This window comes from Tenacibaculum sp. AWR4_210 (assembly GCF_056160945.1).
Genome location: NZ_JBSWYF010000011.1, coordinates 17872 through 35658, shown reverse-complemented (window position 1 = coordinate 35658; position 17787 = coordinate 17872). Strand labels below are relative to the sequence as shown.

19 protein-coding genes and 1 tRNA gene are annotated in these 17787 nt (G+C 39.8%); 8 read left to right on the top strand and 12 right to left on the bottom strand.

Annotated elements, in window-relative coordinates:
* Positions 1-7: 7 nt before the first annotated feature.
* Both ACXAG7_RS17305 and ACXAG7_RS17300 read left to right on the top strand, forming a co-directional pair.
* On the top strand, positions 8-730 hold the full coding sequence (locus tag ACXAG7_RS17305; RefSeq protein ID WP_476667602.1) for a hemerythrin domain-containing protein: 723 nt from the start codon (positions 8-10) through the stop codon (positions 728-730).
* Entirely contained in the window at positions 727-2943 is a 2217-nt protein-coding gene (locus ACXAG7_RS17300; RefSeq protein WP_476667601.1) for a nitric-oxide reductase large subunit, read from the top strand. The genes ACXAG7_RS17305 and ACXAG7_RS17300 overlap by 4 nt, the downstream gene beginning before the upstream one ends.
* An 80-nt stretch (positions 2944-3023) precedes the next feature.
* Here ACXAG7_RS17300 and ACXAG7_RS17295 read toward each other — a convergent pair whose 3' ends face one another.
* The 4 genes from ACXAG7_RS17295 to ACXAG7_RS17280 all read right to left on the bottom strand — a co-directional run bounded on the left by ACXAG7_RS17295 (position 3024) and on the right by ACXAG7_RS17280 (position 5185).
* The gene (locus ACXAG7_RS17295; RefSeq protein ID WP_476667600.1) at positions 3024-4052 is read right to left on the bottom strand and encodes an NAD(P)/FAD-dependent oxidoreductase; all 1029 of its coding nucleotides are present in this window, start codon (positions 4050-4052) and stop codon (positions 3024-3026) included.
* An 11-nt stretch (positions 4053-4063) separates the two neighbouring features.
* Entirely contained in the window at positions 4064-4624 is a 561-nt protein-coding gene (locus ACXAG7_RS17290; protein WP_476667599.1) for a TetR/AcrR family transcriptional regulator, read from the bottom strand.
* A gap of 121 nt (positions 4625-4745) precedes the next feature.
* Positions 4746-4820 (bottom strand) — tRNA-Pro (locus ACXAG7_RS17285).
* Positions 4821-4954: 134 nt separating this feature from the next.
* Complete coding sequence (locus ACXAG7_RS17280; protein WP_408045159.1) at positions 4955-5185, bottom strand: hypothetical protein; 231 nt, start codon at positions 5183-5185, stop codon at positions 4955-4957.
* Positions 5186-5591: 406 nt separating this feature from the next.
* Between ACXAG7_RS17280 and ACXAG7_RS17275 the strand changes: the two genes are divergently transcribed.
* A complete protein-coding gene (locus ACXAG7_RS17275) occupies positions 5592-6197 on the top strand; it encodes a DUF1684 domain-containing protein (RefSeq protein ID WP_408045158.1) in 606 nt (201 codons plus the stop codon).
* Between the two features lie 60 nt (positions 6198-6257).
* On the opposite strand, the gene ACXAG7_RS17270 is transcribed toward ACXAG7_RS17275, so the two are convergent.
* The 4 genes from ACXAG7_RS17270 to ACXAG7_RS17255 form a co-directional block, all read right to left on the bottom strand.
* Complete coding sequence (locus ACXAG7_RS17270) at positions 6258-6962, bottom strand: crotonase/enoyl-CoA hydratase family protein (RefSeq protein ID WP_408045157.1); 705 nt, start codon at positions 6960-6962, stop codon at positions 6258-6260.
* Positions 6963-7337: a fluoride efflux transporter CrcB gene (gene crcB, locus ACXAG7_RS17265; RefSeq protein ID WP_476667598.1), complete on the bottom strand. Its 375-nt coding sequence runs from the start codon at positions 7335-7337 to the stop codon at positions 6963-6965.
* A 66-nt stretch (positions 7338-7403) separates the two neighbouring features.
* Positions 7404-8369, bottom strand: a complete 966-nt coding sequence (locus ACXAG7_RS17260) for a DoxX family protein (RefSeq protein WP_408045155.1) — start codon at positions 8367-8369, stop codon at positions 7404-7406.
* Positions 8370-8391: 22 nt separating this feature from the next.
* Positions 8392-8937 (bottom strand): DUF1599 domain-containing protein, encoded by a 546-nt coding sequence (locus ACXAG7_RS17255; RefSeq protein WP_408045154.1) that lies wholly within the window; start codon positions 8935-8937, stop codon positions 8392-8394.
* Positions 8938-9022: 85 nt separating this feature from the next.
* Between ACXAG7_RS17255 and ACXAG7_RS17250 the strand changes: the two genes are divergently transcribed.
* The 4 genes from ACXAG7_RS17250 to cdaA are packed head-to-tail and all read left to right on the top strand — an operon-like array spanning position 9023 to position 12093.
* Positions 9023-9628, top strand: a complete 606-nt coding sequence (locus ACXAG7_RS17250) for an LOG family protein (RefSeq protein WP_476667597.1) — start codon at positions 9023-9025, stop codon at positions 9626-9628.
* Positions 9612-10433, top strand: coding sequence for a dihydropteroate synthase (gene folP / locus ACXAG7_RS17245; RefSeq protein WP_408045152.1), 822 nt, complete (start codon positions 9612-9614; stop codon positions 10431-10433). Before ACXAG7_RS17250 ends, folP begins: the two co-directional genes overlap by 17 nt.
* 7 nt (positions 10434-10440) lie before the next feature.
* Positions 10441-11283 (top strand): metallophosphoesterase, encoded by an 843-nt coding sequence (locus ACXAG7_RS17240; RefSeq protein ID WP_476667596.1) that lies wholly within the window; start codon positions 10441-10443, stop codon positions 11281-11283.
* 27 nt (positions 11284-11310) lie between these two features.
* Positions 11311-12093 carry a diadenylate cyclase CdaA gene (cdaA, locus tag ACXAG7_RS17235; protein ID WP_408045150.1) on the top strand — a complete coding sequence of 261 codons (783 nt, stop codon included), beginning with the start codon at positions 11311-11313 and terminating at the stop codon, positions 12091-12093.
* A 44-nt stretch (positions 12094-12137) separates the two neighbouring features.
* Here the strand turns inward: cdaA and ACXAG7_RS17230 are convergent, their stop codons facing one another.
* The 3 genes from ACXAG7_RS17230 to truA form a co-directional block, all read right to left on the bottom strand.
* Positions 12138-12608 carry a hypothetical protein gene (locus tag ACXAG7_RS17230; RefSeq protein ID WP_408045149.1) on the bottom strand — a complete coding sequence of 157 codons (471 nt, stop codon included), beginning with the start codon at positions 12606-12608 and terminating at the stop codon, positions 12138-12140.
* Positions 12609-12727: 119 nt separating this feature from the next.
* Positions 12728-14440 carry an ABC transporter ATP-binding protein gene (locus ACXAG7_RS17225; RefSeq protein WP_476667595.1) on the bottom strand — a complete coding sequence of 571 codons (1713 nt, stop codon included), beginning with the start codon at positions 14438-14440 and terminating at the stop codon, positions 12728-12730.
* Positions 14441-14487: 47 nt separating this feature from the next.
* On the bottom strand, positions 14488-15225 hold the full coding sequence (gene truA / locus ACXAG7_RS17220; RefSeq protein WP_408045147.1) for a tRNA pseudouridine(38-40) synthase TruA: 738 nt from the start codon (positions 15223-15225) through the stop codon (positions 14488-14490).
* A gap of 258 nt (positions 15226-15483) precedes the next feature.
* On the opposite strand from truA, the gene ACXAG7_RS17215 reads away from it, so the two are divergent.
* Entirely contained in the window at positions 15484-15981 is a 498-nt protein-coding gene (locus ACXAG7_RS17215; protein WP_408045146.1) for a metallophosphoesterase family protein, read from the top strand.
* Here ACXAG7_RS17215 and ACXAG7_RS17210 read toward each other — a convergent pair.
* On the bottom strand, positions 15968-17755 hold the full coding sequence (locus tag ACXAG7_RS17210) for a tetratricopeptide repeat-containing sensor histidine kinase (RefSeq protein WP_476667594.1): 1788 nt from the start codon (positions 17753-17755) through the stop codon (positions 15968-15970). The genes ACXAG7_RS17215 and ACXAG7_RS17210 overlap by 14 nt on opposite strands.
* Positions 17756-17787: the final 32 nt, after the last annotated feature.

Here is a 17787-nt window from a genome sequence, read left to right as displayed (position 1 = left end):
AAAGTACATGAATGTAAACGAAACGACGAGCATAGCCGTCCTATTAGAGCAGGATCCTTCATTGGAGTCAGCGTTGGAGGAACTTCATATTGATATTAGTTGTGTGGGAGATCGAAATTTAGACGAGTTAGTCGCAGCAAGAATCTTGACAGTTGAAAGTGCATCGATGCTCCTCAGCAGGGTTCGCGAAAAGATAGAGCGATTAATTGTACAGCCAGCATCTTTGGTTGCATTGATAGATCACATTTATAAACACCACCATCTATACGTTGAACAACAAAGCCCTTTCATTAAAGCGGGGTTGGTAAAACTATGCAGTTTGCACGGAGTTGAACATCCTGAGTTGTATGCTGTTCATAGCTGTTTTTCTGAATTGAGTGCTGCTTTGGCAATGCATATGAAACGGGAAGAACTGCTGCTTTTTCCGAGAATTAAACAGTTGGAAGCAGGAAAGCTCAATTACCTTGAAAAATATGGGAGTATCGAAAGCTTGGTCGTCAGACTTCATGAAGAACACTCGGCCGAAGAATTTGTGGTGGAGCAACTACGGAAACTCACTTTGAACTATAGCGTTCCAGAGGAAGCTTGCGGAAGCTATGGGCGAACCTATAAATTACTGCGTGATTTTGATGCGAATTTGCACGAACACATGCGTCTTGAAAACGACATACTTTTTAACGAGGCAATTTACTTGGAGCGTAAAATACTTCAAAAACACAACAAATCATGAGAAAACTTTGGATCGGCTTTGCAGCCGTTGTGCTCGCATCATTTGCGGCATTGATATGGGTAGGAACTGAAATTTATCAAAAGCAACCACCAATACCCGACCGTGTACTAATCCGTGAAACGGGTGAGGCGCTATTTGACAAAACAACGATAGAACAAGGACAAAATGTATGGGAGTCCATCGGGGGGATGGAGGTTGGTTCTATTTGGGGTCACGGAAGTTATGTGGCCCCAGATTGGACCGCCGATTGGATACACAGAGAAGCTGAGTTTCTTTTGAATCACTGGGCGGAGCGTGCTTATAAAATGAGCTTCGATTCACTGGGGATTGAAAATAAGGGGGGCTTGCAAGCTCGGTTGGTCGCTGCTATACGGACCAATACCTTTGATCCAAAAACAAGAGTGTTATGGCTCTCAAAAGATCGTGCCTTGGCAATTGCGAAGAATACAGCGTATTATTCAGCCCTGTTTTCAAAAGGACATGAACAATACGCCATTCCTGAAGGAGCATTGACCGATCGTGAAAAGTTGAGAAAACTAAATGCGTTTTTGTTTTGGACGTCTTGGGCAGCTAGTACCAATCGCCCAGATAAAGCATATACGTATACATCTAATTGGCCGCACGAACCATTGATTGAAAACACCATTACACCTGATGCACAATTATGGTCTGGATTTTCGGTAGTGTTACTGCTGTTGTTCATCGCTATTCTCGTGTATTACTACCTTAAAAATCACGAGAAAGGAGAAGCTTTGTTAAAACGAGAAACGGATCCGTTGTCTTCTTTGAAATTGCATCCTTCACAACGTGCGGTACTGAAGTATTTCGTAGTGATTTCTTTGTTGATTTTTTTACAAATAGTTTTAGGAATCATTACGGTTCATTATACGGTAGAGGGGCAAGCATTTTTCGGATTTGAATTGGCCGAGTATTTACCCTATTCGGTTTCAAGAACTTGGCATACTCAGTTGGCTGTATTTTGGATAGCGGCTACCTGGCTCGCAACAGGCTTGTTTTTAGCTCCTATGATTAGTGAGCGAGAAATGAAGTATCAGGTGTTAGGAATCAATTTTTTATTTGTGGCCCTGTTAGTAATTGTATTGGGCTCTATGTTGGGAGAGTGGTTAGGAATACATCAATTTTTTGATGCTACAACCAATTTCTTTTTTGGGCACCAAGGGTTTGAGTATATGGATTTGGGGCGTTTCTGGCAGATTTTACTAGCAGTAGGACTCGTTCTATGGATGCTCATGGTTGGAAGACATATAGTTTTTGCAATTCGTAAAAAGAACGATGACAAACACCTACTGACTATATTGTTGATTGCTGTAATGGCCATTGGAATGTTTTTCTTTTCAGGATTGATGTATGGTGAAAATAGTTCGTTGCCCGTAATAAATTACTGGCGATGGTGGTTAGTACATTTATGGGTGGAAGGATTTTTTGAGGTGTTTGCAACGGTGGTTATTGCGTACTTGTTTTCAAGAATGAAAATAGTATCGGTAAAGACTGCAGGGAAGACTGCAATAGCCTCAGCAACGATTTTTTTGGCAGGAGGAATTATAGGAACCTTACATCATTTGTATTATTCAGGAACACCGGTGCAAGCCATAGCATTGGGGGCAACTTTTAGCGCACTTGAAGTAGTGCCTTTGACACTGATGGGTTTTGAAATTCGTGAGCATTGGCAAGTGTTGAAAAGCAATGCTTGGATTCAGCGTTACAAATGGCCTATTTTCTTTTTTATGGCAGTCGCCTTTTGGAATATGCTCGGGGCAGGTGTTTTTGGTTTCTTAATCAATCCGCCCATCGCTTTGTATTATATCCAAGGATTAAATACTACCGCAGTGCATGCGCATACAGCTCTTTTTGGAGTTTATGGAATGCTGGGAATGGGATTTATTCTGATCTGTTTACGTCTGTATTCACGAGACGTTTGGAATGAAAAGTTGGTAAAACGAGCGTTTTGGTTGTTGAATATCGGGTTGTTATTGATGGTCTTGTTAAGCTTGTTACCGATAGGTATCATACAGACTTATGTTTCCATTCATGAAGGATATGCCCATGCCCGTGACGCAAGTTTGCTGTACAGTGATGAGGTACAGGTGTTAAAATGGTTACGTATGATAGGTGATATAGTGTTTTCATTAGGAATAGTATACTACTGTTGGTTTGTTGTGAAAACTACTTACAACGCCCTCCGATCAAGGTAAAATATCAATTGTGCTATATTGGTTGGCAACCCCTGATGAGTGTGTACTCGTTGGGGGTTGCCTTGTGTTTAGGGGATAAATTAATCGGAAACAGCAATCCAGTTTTCGTCAATTATTTGATGAGTAATGGCAGCAGCAGCCGTACTTCCTGCGGCGACAGCACCCGCAATTCCGCTCCATCCATTTTGAGCATCTCCTATGATAAAGCATCCCGGTAACGGACTCTCAAAGTGTTCGTCGGTTTGGTAATATTCCATTCCAAAAACACCTGTTTCTGTAGGGAGTCCTAATGCTTTTGCAAACGGGCTACTTTCAATGGCAAGGGTATCGGGTAAAAAACCTCCTTCTCTTGGAATGTGCTGACCATCTGCCAGTTCTATAGCGGTTAGTTTCCCTTCAATCGCATGTAGTTTGCTAATTTTTTGTTCAAAATACTGTACACCGTTGACTTCCAGTGCTTTTTTTAGGGAAGAATTTTTAATTGGAGCTCCATTAGTGAAAACATGAAGGTCATTTGACCAGTGAAATATAGTTTTGGCAAACATGGGAGCCATATCTGCATCACCTATAACGGCCAGAGCTTTATTACTTAGTTCAAATCCGTCACAAAAGGGGCATGGGTATATTGATGTACCGTATACCTCGGTGAGCCCTGGAATGTTAATCTTTTCAATTTGATCTCGATGACCTGTAGCAAGGAGAATTCTATCGGCTGTAAACTGTTCTTTTGCCGTACGGACAAGATAGCTTCGTTCTTGTTTTTTCACGTCAATAACGCTGTCTTTTCTGTAATGGACACTGGGGTATTTAGAGAGTTGTTCCCGAGCAGTATTGAAAATTTCTTTTGGATGTTTTCCATCTTGAGTAAGAAAGCCATGTGAATGGGTGGTGACCTTGTTTCGGGCGTTTTCACTGTTGATAAGGAGTGTGTTGATAGTGCTTCTTCCGAGCACTAAGGCGGCGCTCATGCCAGCCGGACCTCCTCCGATGATGATAACGGGGTAATGCATAGTGTTTAGGTGGTTAATAGTGTTAAGTATAGGGGATGGGCTTAGTAAAATCCCCAACGTAGTGGAACTTCCAAATTGGATAAAAGATCTCCTATTCATACGAGTAGGAGTTAGGTGTCAGGATTTAGAAACACGGCCCGTGCAAAGCTCGACCAAGCCATAGTGGTAATTTCTTGGCCAGTGGTAGTAGTTTCAGGACGCATTTGCATAGCAATGGCGGCATCTATCGTGGCTAGGTAAAATTGCTCAATCCATGGAAGGGTCACTTCCGGTAGTAAATCGCCTTTTAGCTTTAAGGTGTTGAGTACTTCTCGAAATAATAACATCATGGTTTTGAAATCGTCGGATTGCTCTTCCACAGTCTCCATATTGCCTCCTAATTGGTATAAGAATCGAAACTGCATACCGCTTTGAACATCACTCCTAAACATTTGATGCAGCTGTTCTTTAGGTATTTTTGAGTGTGTTAAGGCAGCTTTAGTGGTGTTTAAGCAATGGGCACTCGCATAGCTAGTGATCTGATCAATAAGAGCCGTTTTACTAGGGAAATGGCGATGGATAGTACGCCTACTTAGCTGTATAGAAGTGGCGATTTCTTCTAAGGAAGCCGCCGCAGATTTTCCGAGACAGTTGATCGCGGCAAGGATTATTTTTTCTTTTGTTGAATTCATTTTGTCACATTAGAGTGACAAAAATACAAAACTATGTCACATTGGTGTGACTTTTTTGTGGGTAAATTTTAAATTGAGAGCAAAAAAAAACACAAGTATATCAATACCTGTGTTTTAGCAGTCGGGATGAAAGGATTCGAACCTTCGATCTCTGGTCCCCCAGACCAGCACTTTAACCGGACTAAGCTACATCCCGCTGAGACAAATCTAAAAAAAAAATCTAGGAACGAGCCTAGATTTTTTATCAAGAATAAATTTTATTTTTAAAGAGTTTATTAAGCTGTTCATTAATAAGCTCTTACTTGTAACGTTAAAAAACTTAAAATAGTATTAAGCAGTTAAAGGTTTTCCTTTTAAGCGTTTGTCAATACGTTGTTTGATGATGGTTAAACGCTTCATGAGGTCCATAAGGTGGGTATCTTTACTTTGCTTATACACTTCATTTATTTCTAAGATTAACGACTTAGCTTCTCTTGATGCTAAAATTCGATCGCTAGTGGTTACAAATTTGAATTTTCTGTTTTCAAACTCCTCCGCTTTACCAATTAATTCTGAATTCATATAAGTGCTTTCGTTTAAATTAATAACTTCCTTTTTGCATTACCTTAAACGCAAAAAGCCATAATTCACAGGTTCTCTACACGAGACATTCTTTATGCCATATGACTATGACAAAAATGGGGGTCAAATATAGGGTTATCTACGTATTTTTATGTTAAAAAACAATCAAAATATGTTATATTTTTATAAAATTTTTCTATTTGCTTTGATAATCAGGTTTTTATGCTGATTGTTTTTTGAAGGCCTTCTCTCAAATATAACAAATGTTTTAATCGAAGTCAAGTGAATTGAGCTAATTTTGTAGGGGAAAACCCCTGTATTGTGTAATATGATGCGTTTCGTTTGTAAGCTGTGGGGAGCTATGCTGGGGCAAATTAATGTATCTTTGCCGTATAAATTAAACTACATGAAAAAAATTGTTTTATTAATCGCCATTTTAGGGGTGGTTTCTTGTAACTCTCAGCAAAAGAGATCGATAAAAGGAGAGACGGAATTTCAAAGAGAAATGAATGCTCAATTTAAAGACGCTTCTACTTCACCTTTAACGCGTCGCGGATTAAAGAAGTTTGATGGCTTGGCGTTTTTTCCGGTAGATAGTACGTATCGAGTAAAGGCGACGCTAGCGAAGGCGCCAACAGAACGCATTATAGAGGTGCCGACGACTACAGAGCGTGTCGCTGTATATCAGGTATATGGTACCTTGACATTTAAAATTAAAAATCAGGAATGCCAACTCCTCATCTATAAAAATAAATATCCCCAAGAAGCCTATAAAGAGCATTTGTTTTTGCCGTTTTTAGATAAAACCAATGGCGTGAGTTCGTATAAAGGTGGGCGTTTTATTGATGTCATGACCACAGACATTCAAAAAGATGGGACGGTAATCATCGATTTTAACAAGGCCTACAATCCGTACTGTGCCTATAGTAATAGGTATTCTTGCCCAATAACACCTAGTGAAAATGCATTGGATTTAGCGGTAGAGGCTGGAGTTATGGCCTATAAAAAGTAGCAACGATTCGTCTAAAAAGAAAAAGCCCCCAAATGCTGTCTAGCACCTTGGGGGCTTTTTTTATTTTGAAGGAGGAGTAAGTCCTTGTTCAAGGTCTGTTTGTATGGCTTTCTCTAAGGCAGCCAATGCTTCTCTACGAACTTTTACTTTGGTGGCCGCATGCGCTTTTAAATTGAGCTGAGTAAACATCTGCGCTATTTTTTCAGCGGTAGGGAGCAAGTGTTCAGCGGGTACAATTTTATCGAGGAAACCTGCTTGAATAGCCGTTTCAGGATCGTAAATTTCTGCGTTGTTTACACTTCGTTGAAGAAATACTGGGCTCAATCTTGACTTGGCGATTTCAATTCCCGCCTCGTGCATTGTCATTCCAATTTGAACTTCATTGAGTCCTATTTTAAAAGGACCTTCTGTTCCTAAGCGGTAATCCGCTGCGAGTAATAAAAAAGCTCCCTTGGCAATCGCGTGTCCGGGACAAGCAATGATGATGGGTAACGGAAATGATAGCATGCGCAACGCAAGTTGTGATCCTTTGGTTACCAATTCAAGAGCAGAAGCCGGTGATGCAGTCATGCTTTTGAGGTCGTAACCACCTGATAGAATCCCTGGTTGTCCTGTAATAACAACTACTTTTTGGTCTTGTTCAGCTCGGTCTAGATGTGAGTTTAAGGCTTCGATTACTTCGTGAGAAATGGCGTTTACCTTTCCGTTGTTAAGCGTGATAATCGCATGGGTTTCTCGATCGGTGTATTGAACTAATTCGGTCATTTATGATATAAGTTTTATAAGGTGAATGCCTCCAAAAACAGCGAGAAAGCCCAAAACAAAACTCGTAATCGTATAGAGTGCAAAGCTTAGGAAGTCTCCTGATTTTAGAAACACGTGATTTTCGTAGGCAAAGGTGGAAAACGTGGTGAATCCACCGCAAAAACCAGTAGCTAATAATAGGGTGTGGTTCGGCCCTAGGCTTTCGTGTTTAGCAGCCAATCCGAGTATGAAGCCAATAAGCAGGCTCCCGAGTATGTTTGCAGCAAAAGTTCCGAAAGGAATTCCAGTAGTTCCGTTGTTCAACCACTTCCCCAGAAGGTATCTCAAGATACTTCCTGAACCTCCTCCAATAAAAATTAATAGTAGCTGTTTCATGCTATGCGAATATAAGAAAACCCCACAATTTTGTGGGGTTTTGAGTTATTATTGATCGGGTATTTGTTAAAAATCGATGTCTTCAACATCAACCCAATTCCATTTTCCAGCGATCACTCCTTTTTTAATAGTCATAATTCCAGGATTGGCGCGGATGGCAGTTTTTAGTGCTGTTTCATCGCAAAAAGCAAAGGTATAAGGCAGGTCAAATTCTTTTTGTGTCGCCGCCAAATCTTCAATATAAGAAGCTGTTAACACGTAAATTTCGTAACCGTTTTCCTTGGCTTTTTTAGCCGCTTTTGAAATAGAAGCAAGTCCTTCCTTTTCTGTTTTGTCAAAATTGTACAAAAAGATAAGCATTACCTTGTCTTTGGTCAAAGCCTCTTCCAGTTTATCTCCTTCGTCAGTATCGATGCTGAAATCGTGAATAGGAGGCTCCTCGTGTAATTCGTAACTCATACCTTCCGCGATGTTGTTACCAATGGCGTACGCCCTAAAATCAACGATAGGCAAGTGGTTGAGTACGTGGTATACAATTCCTAGCGAAATCAAAATAGAAGCCAAGCTCGTAAGACTTGCTATTTTCTCAGAAATTAGCGGTTTGATGTGCTTTACACCAGCCAATAAAACTCCGATAAATACCATAAAAATGACATTTTTATAGAAGGTCTCTTTCGGTGTTAATTTAATAGCATCTCCAAAGCAACCACAGTCTGTAACTTTGTTATAGGTATACGAATACCAAGTTAAGAATAAGAAAATAAGGTTGAGTCCGAATAGGCTCCAAACAGTTAGTTTAGGTTTGTAACCAACGAGTAACATAATACCTAATGCGAGTTCCGCAACGATGAGTAGGATAGAGAAAGGCAGTGCAAATGGAATTAAGAATTCCATGTTTAAAACACTTTCACTAAAGTATTCTTCAAATTTGAATTGTGAACCAATTGGATCAACCAATTTCACAAAACCTGAATAGACGAATAAGAGTCCTACTAGTACTCGGGAGATTTGAGTGGCTAATTTTAACATCATAATCAAGGGTTGTTTTTAATAGTTAACGTTCTAATTCTGAGAAGTGAATTAAAGCAAAAATAGCATAATTTATCATATCTTGATAATTTGCATCAATTCCTTCTGAAACGAGCGTTTTTCCTTTATTGTTTTCTATTTGTTTTACACGCAGTAGTTTTTGGAGTATTAAATCGGTTAACGAAGAGATGCGCATTTCTCGCCATGCCTCACCGTAATCGTGATTTTTTGATTCCATTAATTGCTTGGTAACTCCAATTTGTTTGTCGTACTGAACGGTGGCTTCCGGAGTGTCTAGGTCAGGTTGTTCTACCACCCCGAGATCTAACTGGACTAAGGCCATGATACAGTAATTGATAATTCCAATAAATTCAGAAACTTCTCCTTCATCAACTTTGCGTACTTCGTTTTCTTGCAATTGTCTGATGCGCTGTGCTTTGATGAAAATCTGGTCGGTAAGGGAAGGTAGTCTTAGTATTCTCCAGGCACTTCCGTAATCCGTCATTTTTTTTATAAATAAGCTACGGCATCTTTCAACGATTTCGTCGTATTGCTTTGAGGTATCTTGCATTTTGTCAATTCTGAAATAATTAGGTAAAAATAAGAAATGAATTAGGTTTTCCTTTATTTTTACGTAAATAAATTATACGTATAAAATGAAGTTAGAGAACGTAGTTGTATTTTGTGGATCGAGCATGGGATTTGGAGAAAAGTATCAGACCGCTGCCAAAGCATTGGGGCACTATTTTGCTGAAAATGGTATTTCATTGGTGTATGGAGGAGGAAAAGTAGGCCTGATGGGTGTAACTGCCGATGCTGTTTTGGAGAAAAATGGAACAGCAATTGGTGTGATTCCCGGTTTGTTAAAGGAGGAAGAAGTGATGCACAATGCACTGACAGAGATGGTGGTTACTGAAACGATGAGTGAGCGAAAAGTAGTGATGAGTAAGATGATCGATGCGTATGTAACCATGCCCGGCGGGTTTGGAACGCTCGATGAATTGTTTGAGGCCTTGACCTTGCAACAACTCCACATTGAGCAAAAACCTGTAGGATTGTTAAACGTTGACGGCTTTTTCGATCCGGTATTGGAACAGCTTGATAGGATGGTTAAAGAAGGTTTTTTAAAGCCCGAAAATAGAGCGTTGTTGCTTGTGGCAGCAACGGTTCCAGAACTTATGGATCAATTGAGAAATTATACCGCACCAAAAGTAGAAGCAATTATTAATAAAGTTGTAAAGAAAAATGACGATAAACTGTAAAGGTGAGCTCATCGATTTGTCGATACCCAAGGTGATGGGGATTTTAAACCTGACGCCTGATTCGTTTTATGATGGAGGAAAATACAGCGATGGCGCTGCCATAGTGCAACAAGTGGCCAGGATGCTCGAGGAAGGAGCGACCTTCATTGATGTTGGAGGATATTCTTCCCGCCCAGGAGCAAAACACATCAGTGTTGATGAAGAGCTACAGCGGGTAGTTCCGGTCATCGAACTGTTGACTAAGGAGTTTGATGGGATTCTAATTTCAGTAGATACTTTTAGGAGTGAGGTGGCAAGAGCTGCTGTAGCAAAGGGGGCGGCCATGATCAATGATATCTCGGGTGGAAGTATGGATGCAGCGATGTTTCCGTTGGTAGCCGAACTGCAAGTGCCTTATATTTTGATGCACATGCAAGGAACTCCTCAAACCATGCAAGACAAACCGGTTTATGAAGATATAGTGACAGAACTCGTTTCTTTTTTTGCAGCGCAATTAACGCAATTGAGAGCGCTAAAAGTACACGACGTGATTTTGGATGTAGGATTTGGGTTTGGAAAAACCATTCAGGACAATTACGAGTTATTAAATAATTTGAACTTGTTTCAAAAACTCGACGCTCCTATTTTGACAGGAGTGTCTAGAAAGTCGATGTTGTACAAGTTGCTCGACAGTACTCCGGAGCAGGCATTGAATGCAACAACTGTTGCCAATACGATTGCTCTGATGAAGGGAACACAAATTTTAAGAGTTCATGATGTAAAAGAGGCAATGGAAGCTGTCACCATTTATACACAATTGAAATAGAAATTGAATGAAAAGGAGGAAGTTTATTAAAAATATCACTTTGGGGTCTCTTGCAATGGGAGGAGTACTCGGGGGCTATGCTTGGCAAGTAGAGCCTTTTTGGCTAGAGTTTGTCGAACGCACCATGCCGGTAAAAAATTTACCGAAGGCCTTAGAGGGGAAAACGTTGATGCAAATAAGCGATATTCACGTCGGGGATCGTTTCGATTATAGCTACCTTATTGAGAGCTTTAAGGAGGCGGCAGTATACCAACCCGACTTTGTAGTATACACCGGTGATTTTGTAAATTACAACAGTGTGCGGCAGTTGGAACAGCTTAAGGAAGTAGCAGAATACGCAGTATTGGGTAAGATTGCTACCTTAGGAGTGTTGGGAAATCACGATTACGGAGAAAATTGGTCACAACACGAAGTAGCTGATGCTATTTGTAGTATTCTTCAAAATGCAGGGATCACGGTCCTCAGAAATGAACAGCAGGAGTATGAAGGTCTTAATTTTATAGGTTTTGACGATTATTGGGGAATCAATTTTAACCCGGAATTGGCGATGCTAGATTTTAAAAATGATCGCGCCAATATTGCGCTGTGTCACAATCCAGACGTTTGTGATTTACCGGTGTGGAAAGATTATAACAGCTGGATTTTATCGGGACATACGCATGGAGGACAGTGCAAACCTCCTTTTCTGCCAGCACCGATGTTACCAGTGAAAAATAAAGCCTATGATCAAGGAGAGATAGACCTGAACGACGGGCGAAAATTATATATAAACAGAGCGCTAGGACATTTATGGCAGGTCCGATTTAATGTGCGTCCTGAGATTACAGTGTTTGAGTTACAACGAGCCTAGTAATTAAAGGGGATAGAACTGAGAGGTATGAATTTGAATTTTATTGATTTTTCCGTATTGGATATCTTAGATATCATATTGGTGGCAGTCTTGTTGTATTATATCTATAAGTTGTTGCGAGGTACAGTAGCCATTAATATTGTTGTAGGAATAGCGGTAATCTTCGTGATATGGAAAATTACGCAGGCTCTGAATATGGAAATGCTGAGTGGAATTTTAGGGTATTTGTTGTCGGGAGGAGTCATCGCTTTAATTATCGTTTTTCAGCAGGAAATACGAAAGTTTTTATTGATGATTGGAACTACCAACTTCTCGTCGAAACGAAATTTTTTAAATCAACTAAAATTTTTGCAGTCAGAAATGAATGCCGAGGTGGATACCGATACCATTTTAGACGCCTGTATTAATTTGGCTAAAACCAAAACGGGTGCACTTATCGTTGTAGAACGTACCAATAACCTCGATTTTTTAGCGGGTACAGGTGATGCGATGAATGCCGTGGTAAATGAAGCTATTTTGGAGAGTATCTTTTATAAAAATAGTCCGCTTCACGACGGAGCTACACTGATTCGCGACAATAGTATCATTGCTACACGAGTGGTATTGCCAATTTCTGACAATCCGCAGATTCCGGCGCGTTTTGGGCTGCGACATCGCGCTGCTATTGGAGTTTCAGAACGTACGGATGCCTTGTGCTTATTGGTTTCAGAAGAAACAGGTGAGATATCTTATATAAAGGATGGTGGGTTTGAACTCTACGATTCCGTAGACGTACTGCGAAAGAAATTGCACGCAGATGTTATGACATAAAAAAAAGCTCTTCAATAAAGAAGAGCTTTTTTTTTAGAAAAATATTATTTAGTGGCAGGAGCCATTTTAGATTGGATAGCGCTCATTACGCTTTTGAATTTTTTAACTCCTTCTTCGTCTAAGGTTTTAACTAACTCTTCTCCTTTTTTAGCTAATTCAGTTCCTTTAACGGCTAATGCTGAATTTTTTACTACATCTCCTTTCGCAGCGATGTATTCTTTTGCATGAGCAGCGTACTCTTTAAGGTATTCCTCAACTTTTTCGTTGTCAAAATGAGGGATGCTTACACCTTCTAAAGCCGATGCAACAGCTTCGGTAGTTTTTGTCGCTGCTTCTTCTGTTGCTTCTACAACTTTTGTCGCTGCTTCGGTAGCTGCTTCTGCTGCCTTTTCAGTTGCTTTTTCTGTCGCTTCTACGGCTGCTTCTGCGGCTTTGGTAGTTTCCTCTTTCGTGTTTTTACATGAAGTTGCTACTAAAGCACCAACTACTAAGGCAGATAAGATTACTTTTTTCATCGTATTATGATTTTTAGTTTTAATAGATTGAGTAACAAATGTAACAAAACGAATGAATTTTCCAAATACAACACAGTTTTAATTGGTGTAAATTCTCTGCAATTCAGAAAGCTAGCCGCTTAGGACTGCGCCTCTTGAAATTGTACCTCATAGAGGTTTTTGTAGTAACCATTAGCGATTTGTAGGAGTTCTTGGTGGTTTCCTTGTTCCACAATGGTTCCTTTATCCATAACGATAATACGGTCGGCCTTCTTGATGGTTGCCAGTCGGTGGGCAATAACAATAGAGGTCCTTCCTTCTGTGAGTTGGTCCGTAGCATATTGAATCATTTGTTCTGCGTAGGAGTCAACCGATGAGGTTGCTTCATCCAGAATTAAAATACTAGGATTACTGACATAGGCTCTTAAAAATGCAATTAGCTGACGCTGTCCTGACGAAAGCATACTTCCTCGTTCTTTGACGTTGTAGTGGTAATTGTCAGGGAGACTCATGATAAAGTCGTGAATACCGATTTTTTTAGCGGCCTCTTGAACTTCTTCTAAGGAAATAGCCTCATTTTTTAAGGTGATATTATTGAGTATGCTATCCGAAAACAAAAAGACGTCCTGTAGTACTACAGCAATTTGATGGCGTAGTGAGCTGATGTCAAAATTTTCGACGTTGATTCCATCGACGGTAATGGTACCACTGTCAATTTCATAAAAGCGATTTATAAGATTGATAATGGTAGATTTTCCTGCTCCAGTAGCCCCGACGATGGCGATGGTCTGTCCTTTTTCAACATTGAAACTAATGCCTTTCAAAACTTCTTCTCCAGGAATGTAGCTAAAACGAACTTGATCGAATTTAATGCTGCCCTCAAGGGCTGTGGCGGGCTGATTGCCTTTTTGAGCAATACTGCTTTCGGTATCGAGTACGGCAAAAACACGTTCTCCCGACACGATTCCCATTTGTAATTGGTTAAACTTATCCGCTATCTGACGTAGGGGACGGAATAGCATTTGCGCCATTTTTATAAATCCGATAATTGCTCCAACGGTTACGGCATTATCCGTCACTACTTGCAGCCCTCCATACCAAACAATGAGTCCGATAGCAATAGAAGATAAAATTTCAGCAATTGGAAAAAAGATGGAATAATACCAAACGGTTTTGACGTGGGCTTTTTTGTGTTTATCGTTGATAGCGACGAAATTGTCATATTCGATTTTCTCTCTGTTAAACAGTTGGACGATTTTCATTCCCGTAACGCGTTCCTGTACAAAACCGTTGAGGTTTGCTACCTGATTACGCACGTCTTGAAAGGTAGCTTTAATCGCAATTTGAAACAACTTGGTAGCGTAGATCAATATAGGGAGTACTGCCAAGCTGATCAGGGCCAATTTCCAGTTGATGACTACCATCAAGACCGCAACGACGAGCATTTTTAAAATGTCACTTACGATCATAAATACACCTTGAGTGAAAAAGTTGGCAATGGTTTCTATATCCGAAACCACGCGGGTTACTAATTTACCCACGGAAGTCGTATCGAAATATGCCATTTTAAAGCCCATGATTTTTCGAAAGGTCTTGGCTCTAATATCTCGTATAATATGCTGACCTACCCAATTTGCGTAATAGATAAAGGCAAATTGAAGTAGTACTTGCAACAAGAGTACGGCAATTAACAGCAGGGTATTGTCCAGCAGTTGATTGATGTCTTTTGAGGCCGTAAATTCGTTGATAGTATACATTAGTATATACGGATCTGCCGCGGCCGCTACAGCAAGTAAAACCGTAGCGATAACGGCAATACTAAATTTTAACTTGTAATTTTTTGCAAAGCTCATGAGCCTTGCAAATATTTTTAGATCAAATGCTTTTCCTGTTGTTTTACTCACGATATATATGGGTATGCTACGTTCGTTAAAAATAATCCTTTTGCAGGCACTGAAACACCTGCTTTTCCTCTGTTTTTACTTTCAATCACGGCGATAAAATCGGAACGCGTTTTTTTGCCCAGTCCCACTTCGAGTAAGGTGCCCACGATGGCGCGTACCATGTTTCTCAAAAATCGATCGGCACTGATATAAAAAGTGAGTTCTTGACCATCCAATCGCCATTCGGCATGACTAATTTCGCAAAAAAAAGTGTTTACATCCGTTTTTACTTTTGAAAAACATTCAAAATCTCTGTAGTCATACAAAACCTTAGCAGCTTCATTCATCGCGGCGATATCAATATTCGTATGGTGTAATTGCCACGTAGTATCCAGTGAAAAAGGGTTTCTGCCTAACTGTATTTTATACTCATAACTCCTGCTAGTGGCATCAAAACGCGCATGTGCATCGTCCGCTACAGGGAGGGTTCTATAAATGACGATATCATTGGGTAGTATAGCGTTCAATTTATATGTGAAATTCTCATCGAGTAATTTTTCCGTATCAAAATGAGCGAACATCTGTGAAGCGTGAACACCTGCGTCCGTGCGTCCTGCACCAACTATAGTGATGGGTTCTCTCATGATGGTGCTCATCGCGGTGCTGATTTTTTCTTGAACACTAATGGCATCGGGTTGTACTTGCCATCCATGATAGTGTTTTCCGTGGTATGCTAACTCTAAAAAATATCTCAAAAAAGTAAAAATTTTAGACAGCTAAATTATGGAATTTTACTGGTTATTATCGTATAAAATTTTGTGGAGTTTAGGCTATGAGAATTTTGGCTGTCGTAGTAGTTGCTTAACATAGTATAAGGAGTATTGGTTTGTTTTTTAGTATCTTATAGGTAGGTATTGAATAGTCCCCCCGCATGTCTATCCTTCAGAAGATAAACTCGTAATTTTGATTGCGAGTTTATTTTTTTGATATTGCCTGACCAATAGGAAAATGAAATGAAGAAAATTTTGTTGTTATCGGATACACACAGTTATCTCGACGAGCAAATACTCAAGTTTGTACGTCAAGCAGATGAGGTATGGCATGCAGGAGATATTGGTGATTTATCGGTTACAGACGCTATTAAAGCACTAAAGCCACTGCGAGCGGTGTACGGAAATATTGATGATAAGGATGCTCGTTTGGAATTCCCTCTAAACAATTTATTTGTCGTAGAGGGGGTAAAGGTATACATTACGCATATTGGAGGCTACCCAGGCCGTTATAAACCCAAAGTGCAAGCGTTCATTAAAAAAGAACGCCCAAAGCTCTTTATTTGCGGGCATTCGCATATTTTAAAGGTGCAATTTGACGCGACGCATCAATTATTACATCTGAACCCAGGAGCTGCCGGAAATCACGGTTTTCACAAAGTGCGTACGATGTTGCGCTTTGTGCTCGACCAAGGAGAAATTGGCGATTTGGAGGTTATAGAGCTCGCTACACGAGGCTAACGGCAGTTTTTTTAGGAGCGGGGACCGAAATCGTTATTTTGGTACCTTTGTTAGTAGCGGTTTCAATTAAGAAATTTCCGTTCATCATTTGTATCCTCGCTTCAATTTGATTGAGTCCAAGTCCTGATTTCGTCGTGCTTTTGCGGTAATTAAATCCAACGCCATCATCTTCGATTAAAATGGATAAAAACTCGTTTTGTTCTTCCAAAACAATATAGGCATTGCTGGCTAAACTGTGTTTGATAATATTGTTGATTAGCTCGTGAATAACATTGTAGATCTTGATTTCAAATTCCTGATTGTACCTGTTGATATTATTGAACTCAGAATGAAAACTAAGTTCGGTGTTAGAATATTTTTTAGTGATGTCTTTCAGGGCGTACTCCAGTCCAAATTTTAATAAGATAGACGACACGAGGTTGTGCGATAGGTCGCGTACTTTTTGTGAAGCTTCTAAGATAATTTCACGTGTTTTTTCCAATTCAACCGGAGGTTCTCCGTCGAACTGCTTTTTGGTGGCACTGAGGTGCATGTTCGCTGAAGAGAGTAGGGCGCTGACACTGTCGTGCAGTGTTTCGGCAATTTGTTTCCGTTCTGTTTCCTTTCCGTCAATGGTTGCGTTTAGTATTTTTATTTGCGATTCTGATTTTAGACGATCAATATTCTGTTTTTCTAATAACTTATTTTGTTTGAGTTTTAGTTGTAAGTTGCGTTGTCTCAATCGAATATTATAGATGACAACTGCCGAGGCAATTAAAATCAATGCAGTGAGTGCAGCAAATAAATACGTCGTGTTTTTCTTTTTCAGTTTAGCGATATTGATTTCCTTTTCGTTTTCGAGCTTCTTGAGCGTTGCATTGTGATCCGTTTCAATCTGTTTAATGATCTTCTTTAAGTCTCTTTTTCGTAAATCTTCTTCAAATTCGTACGAAGTTTCAAGGTTGTCGTAGGCTTTTACTTCATTTAAATTGCGCATCGCCCAAGCCAGGTTGTAATATAGTTTAGCGCTGATTCGTATGGCTTTTGGACTCTTGATATCGTGGACGTAATTGATACCTTCAAAATAGTTTTTCTTTGCTAACTCAAACTTGTTTTGCATTAGAAAAACATTGCCCAAATTACAATAGGCACCTGCGAGCACTATTGAATCATTATTTGTTTTGTTGATCTCAATTGATTTTAAAATGTAATGTTCAGCTTTGGTAAAGGTAGAATCCATTTGATAGATTCCGGCGATGTTGATATATCCTTTAGCTCTTTGGTGTTGTATATTCGTGTTTAAGGTTTGAATTTGTTCGAGCTGATCGTAGTAGTAAATGGCACTATCTCTATTTTGAGCAGTGATTTCTTTAAGTGCATTTATCGCGTCAAAATCTTTGTCTTCACGACTGTAAAACTTGTTTAATCGGAATTTCTGACGGGTGAAGGTACGTTGAAAATTCCCTCCGATTTTTAAAAACATACGAGCCTTAATATTAGCGATAGTATCGTTTGATAAGGCTGTTTGATCATGGTTAAAGGCGTGTAAATCCTGTAAGCTTCTTTTGTAGTATTCGGTTGATATGGCGATTTCCCCAATTTCGCGATAGATATCAGCAATGAGTTCAGCAACAGCTGATTTGAGCGTTGTATTATTCGTTTTGTTACACTGTTCAAGTAGTACCAAGGCTTCTTTTAAGGCATCTCTGTAATTCCCTTTTTCGTGTTTGACAACAATTTTCTGGTACTGTACGTAGGTGAGCGAATCTTTTTTACTTACTACTAATTCACCCAAGTTTGTTCGTGATTGATCAAACTTGGGTGAAT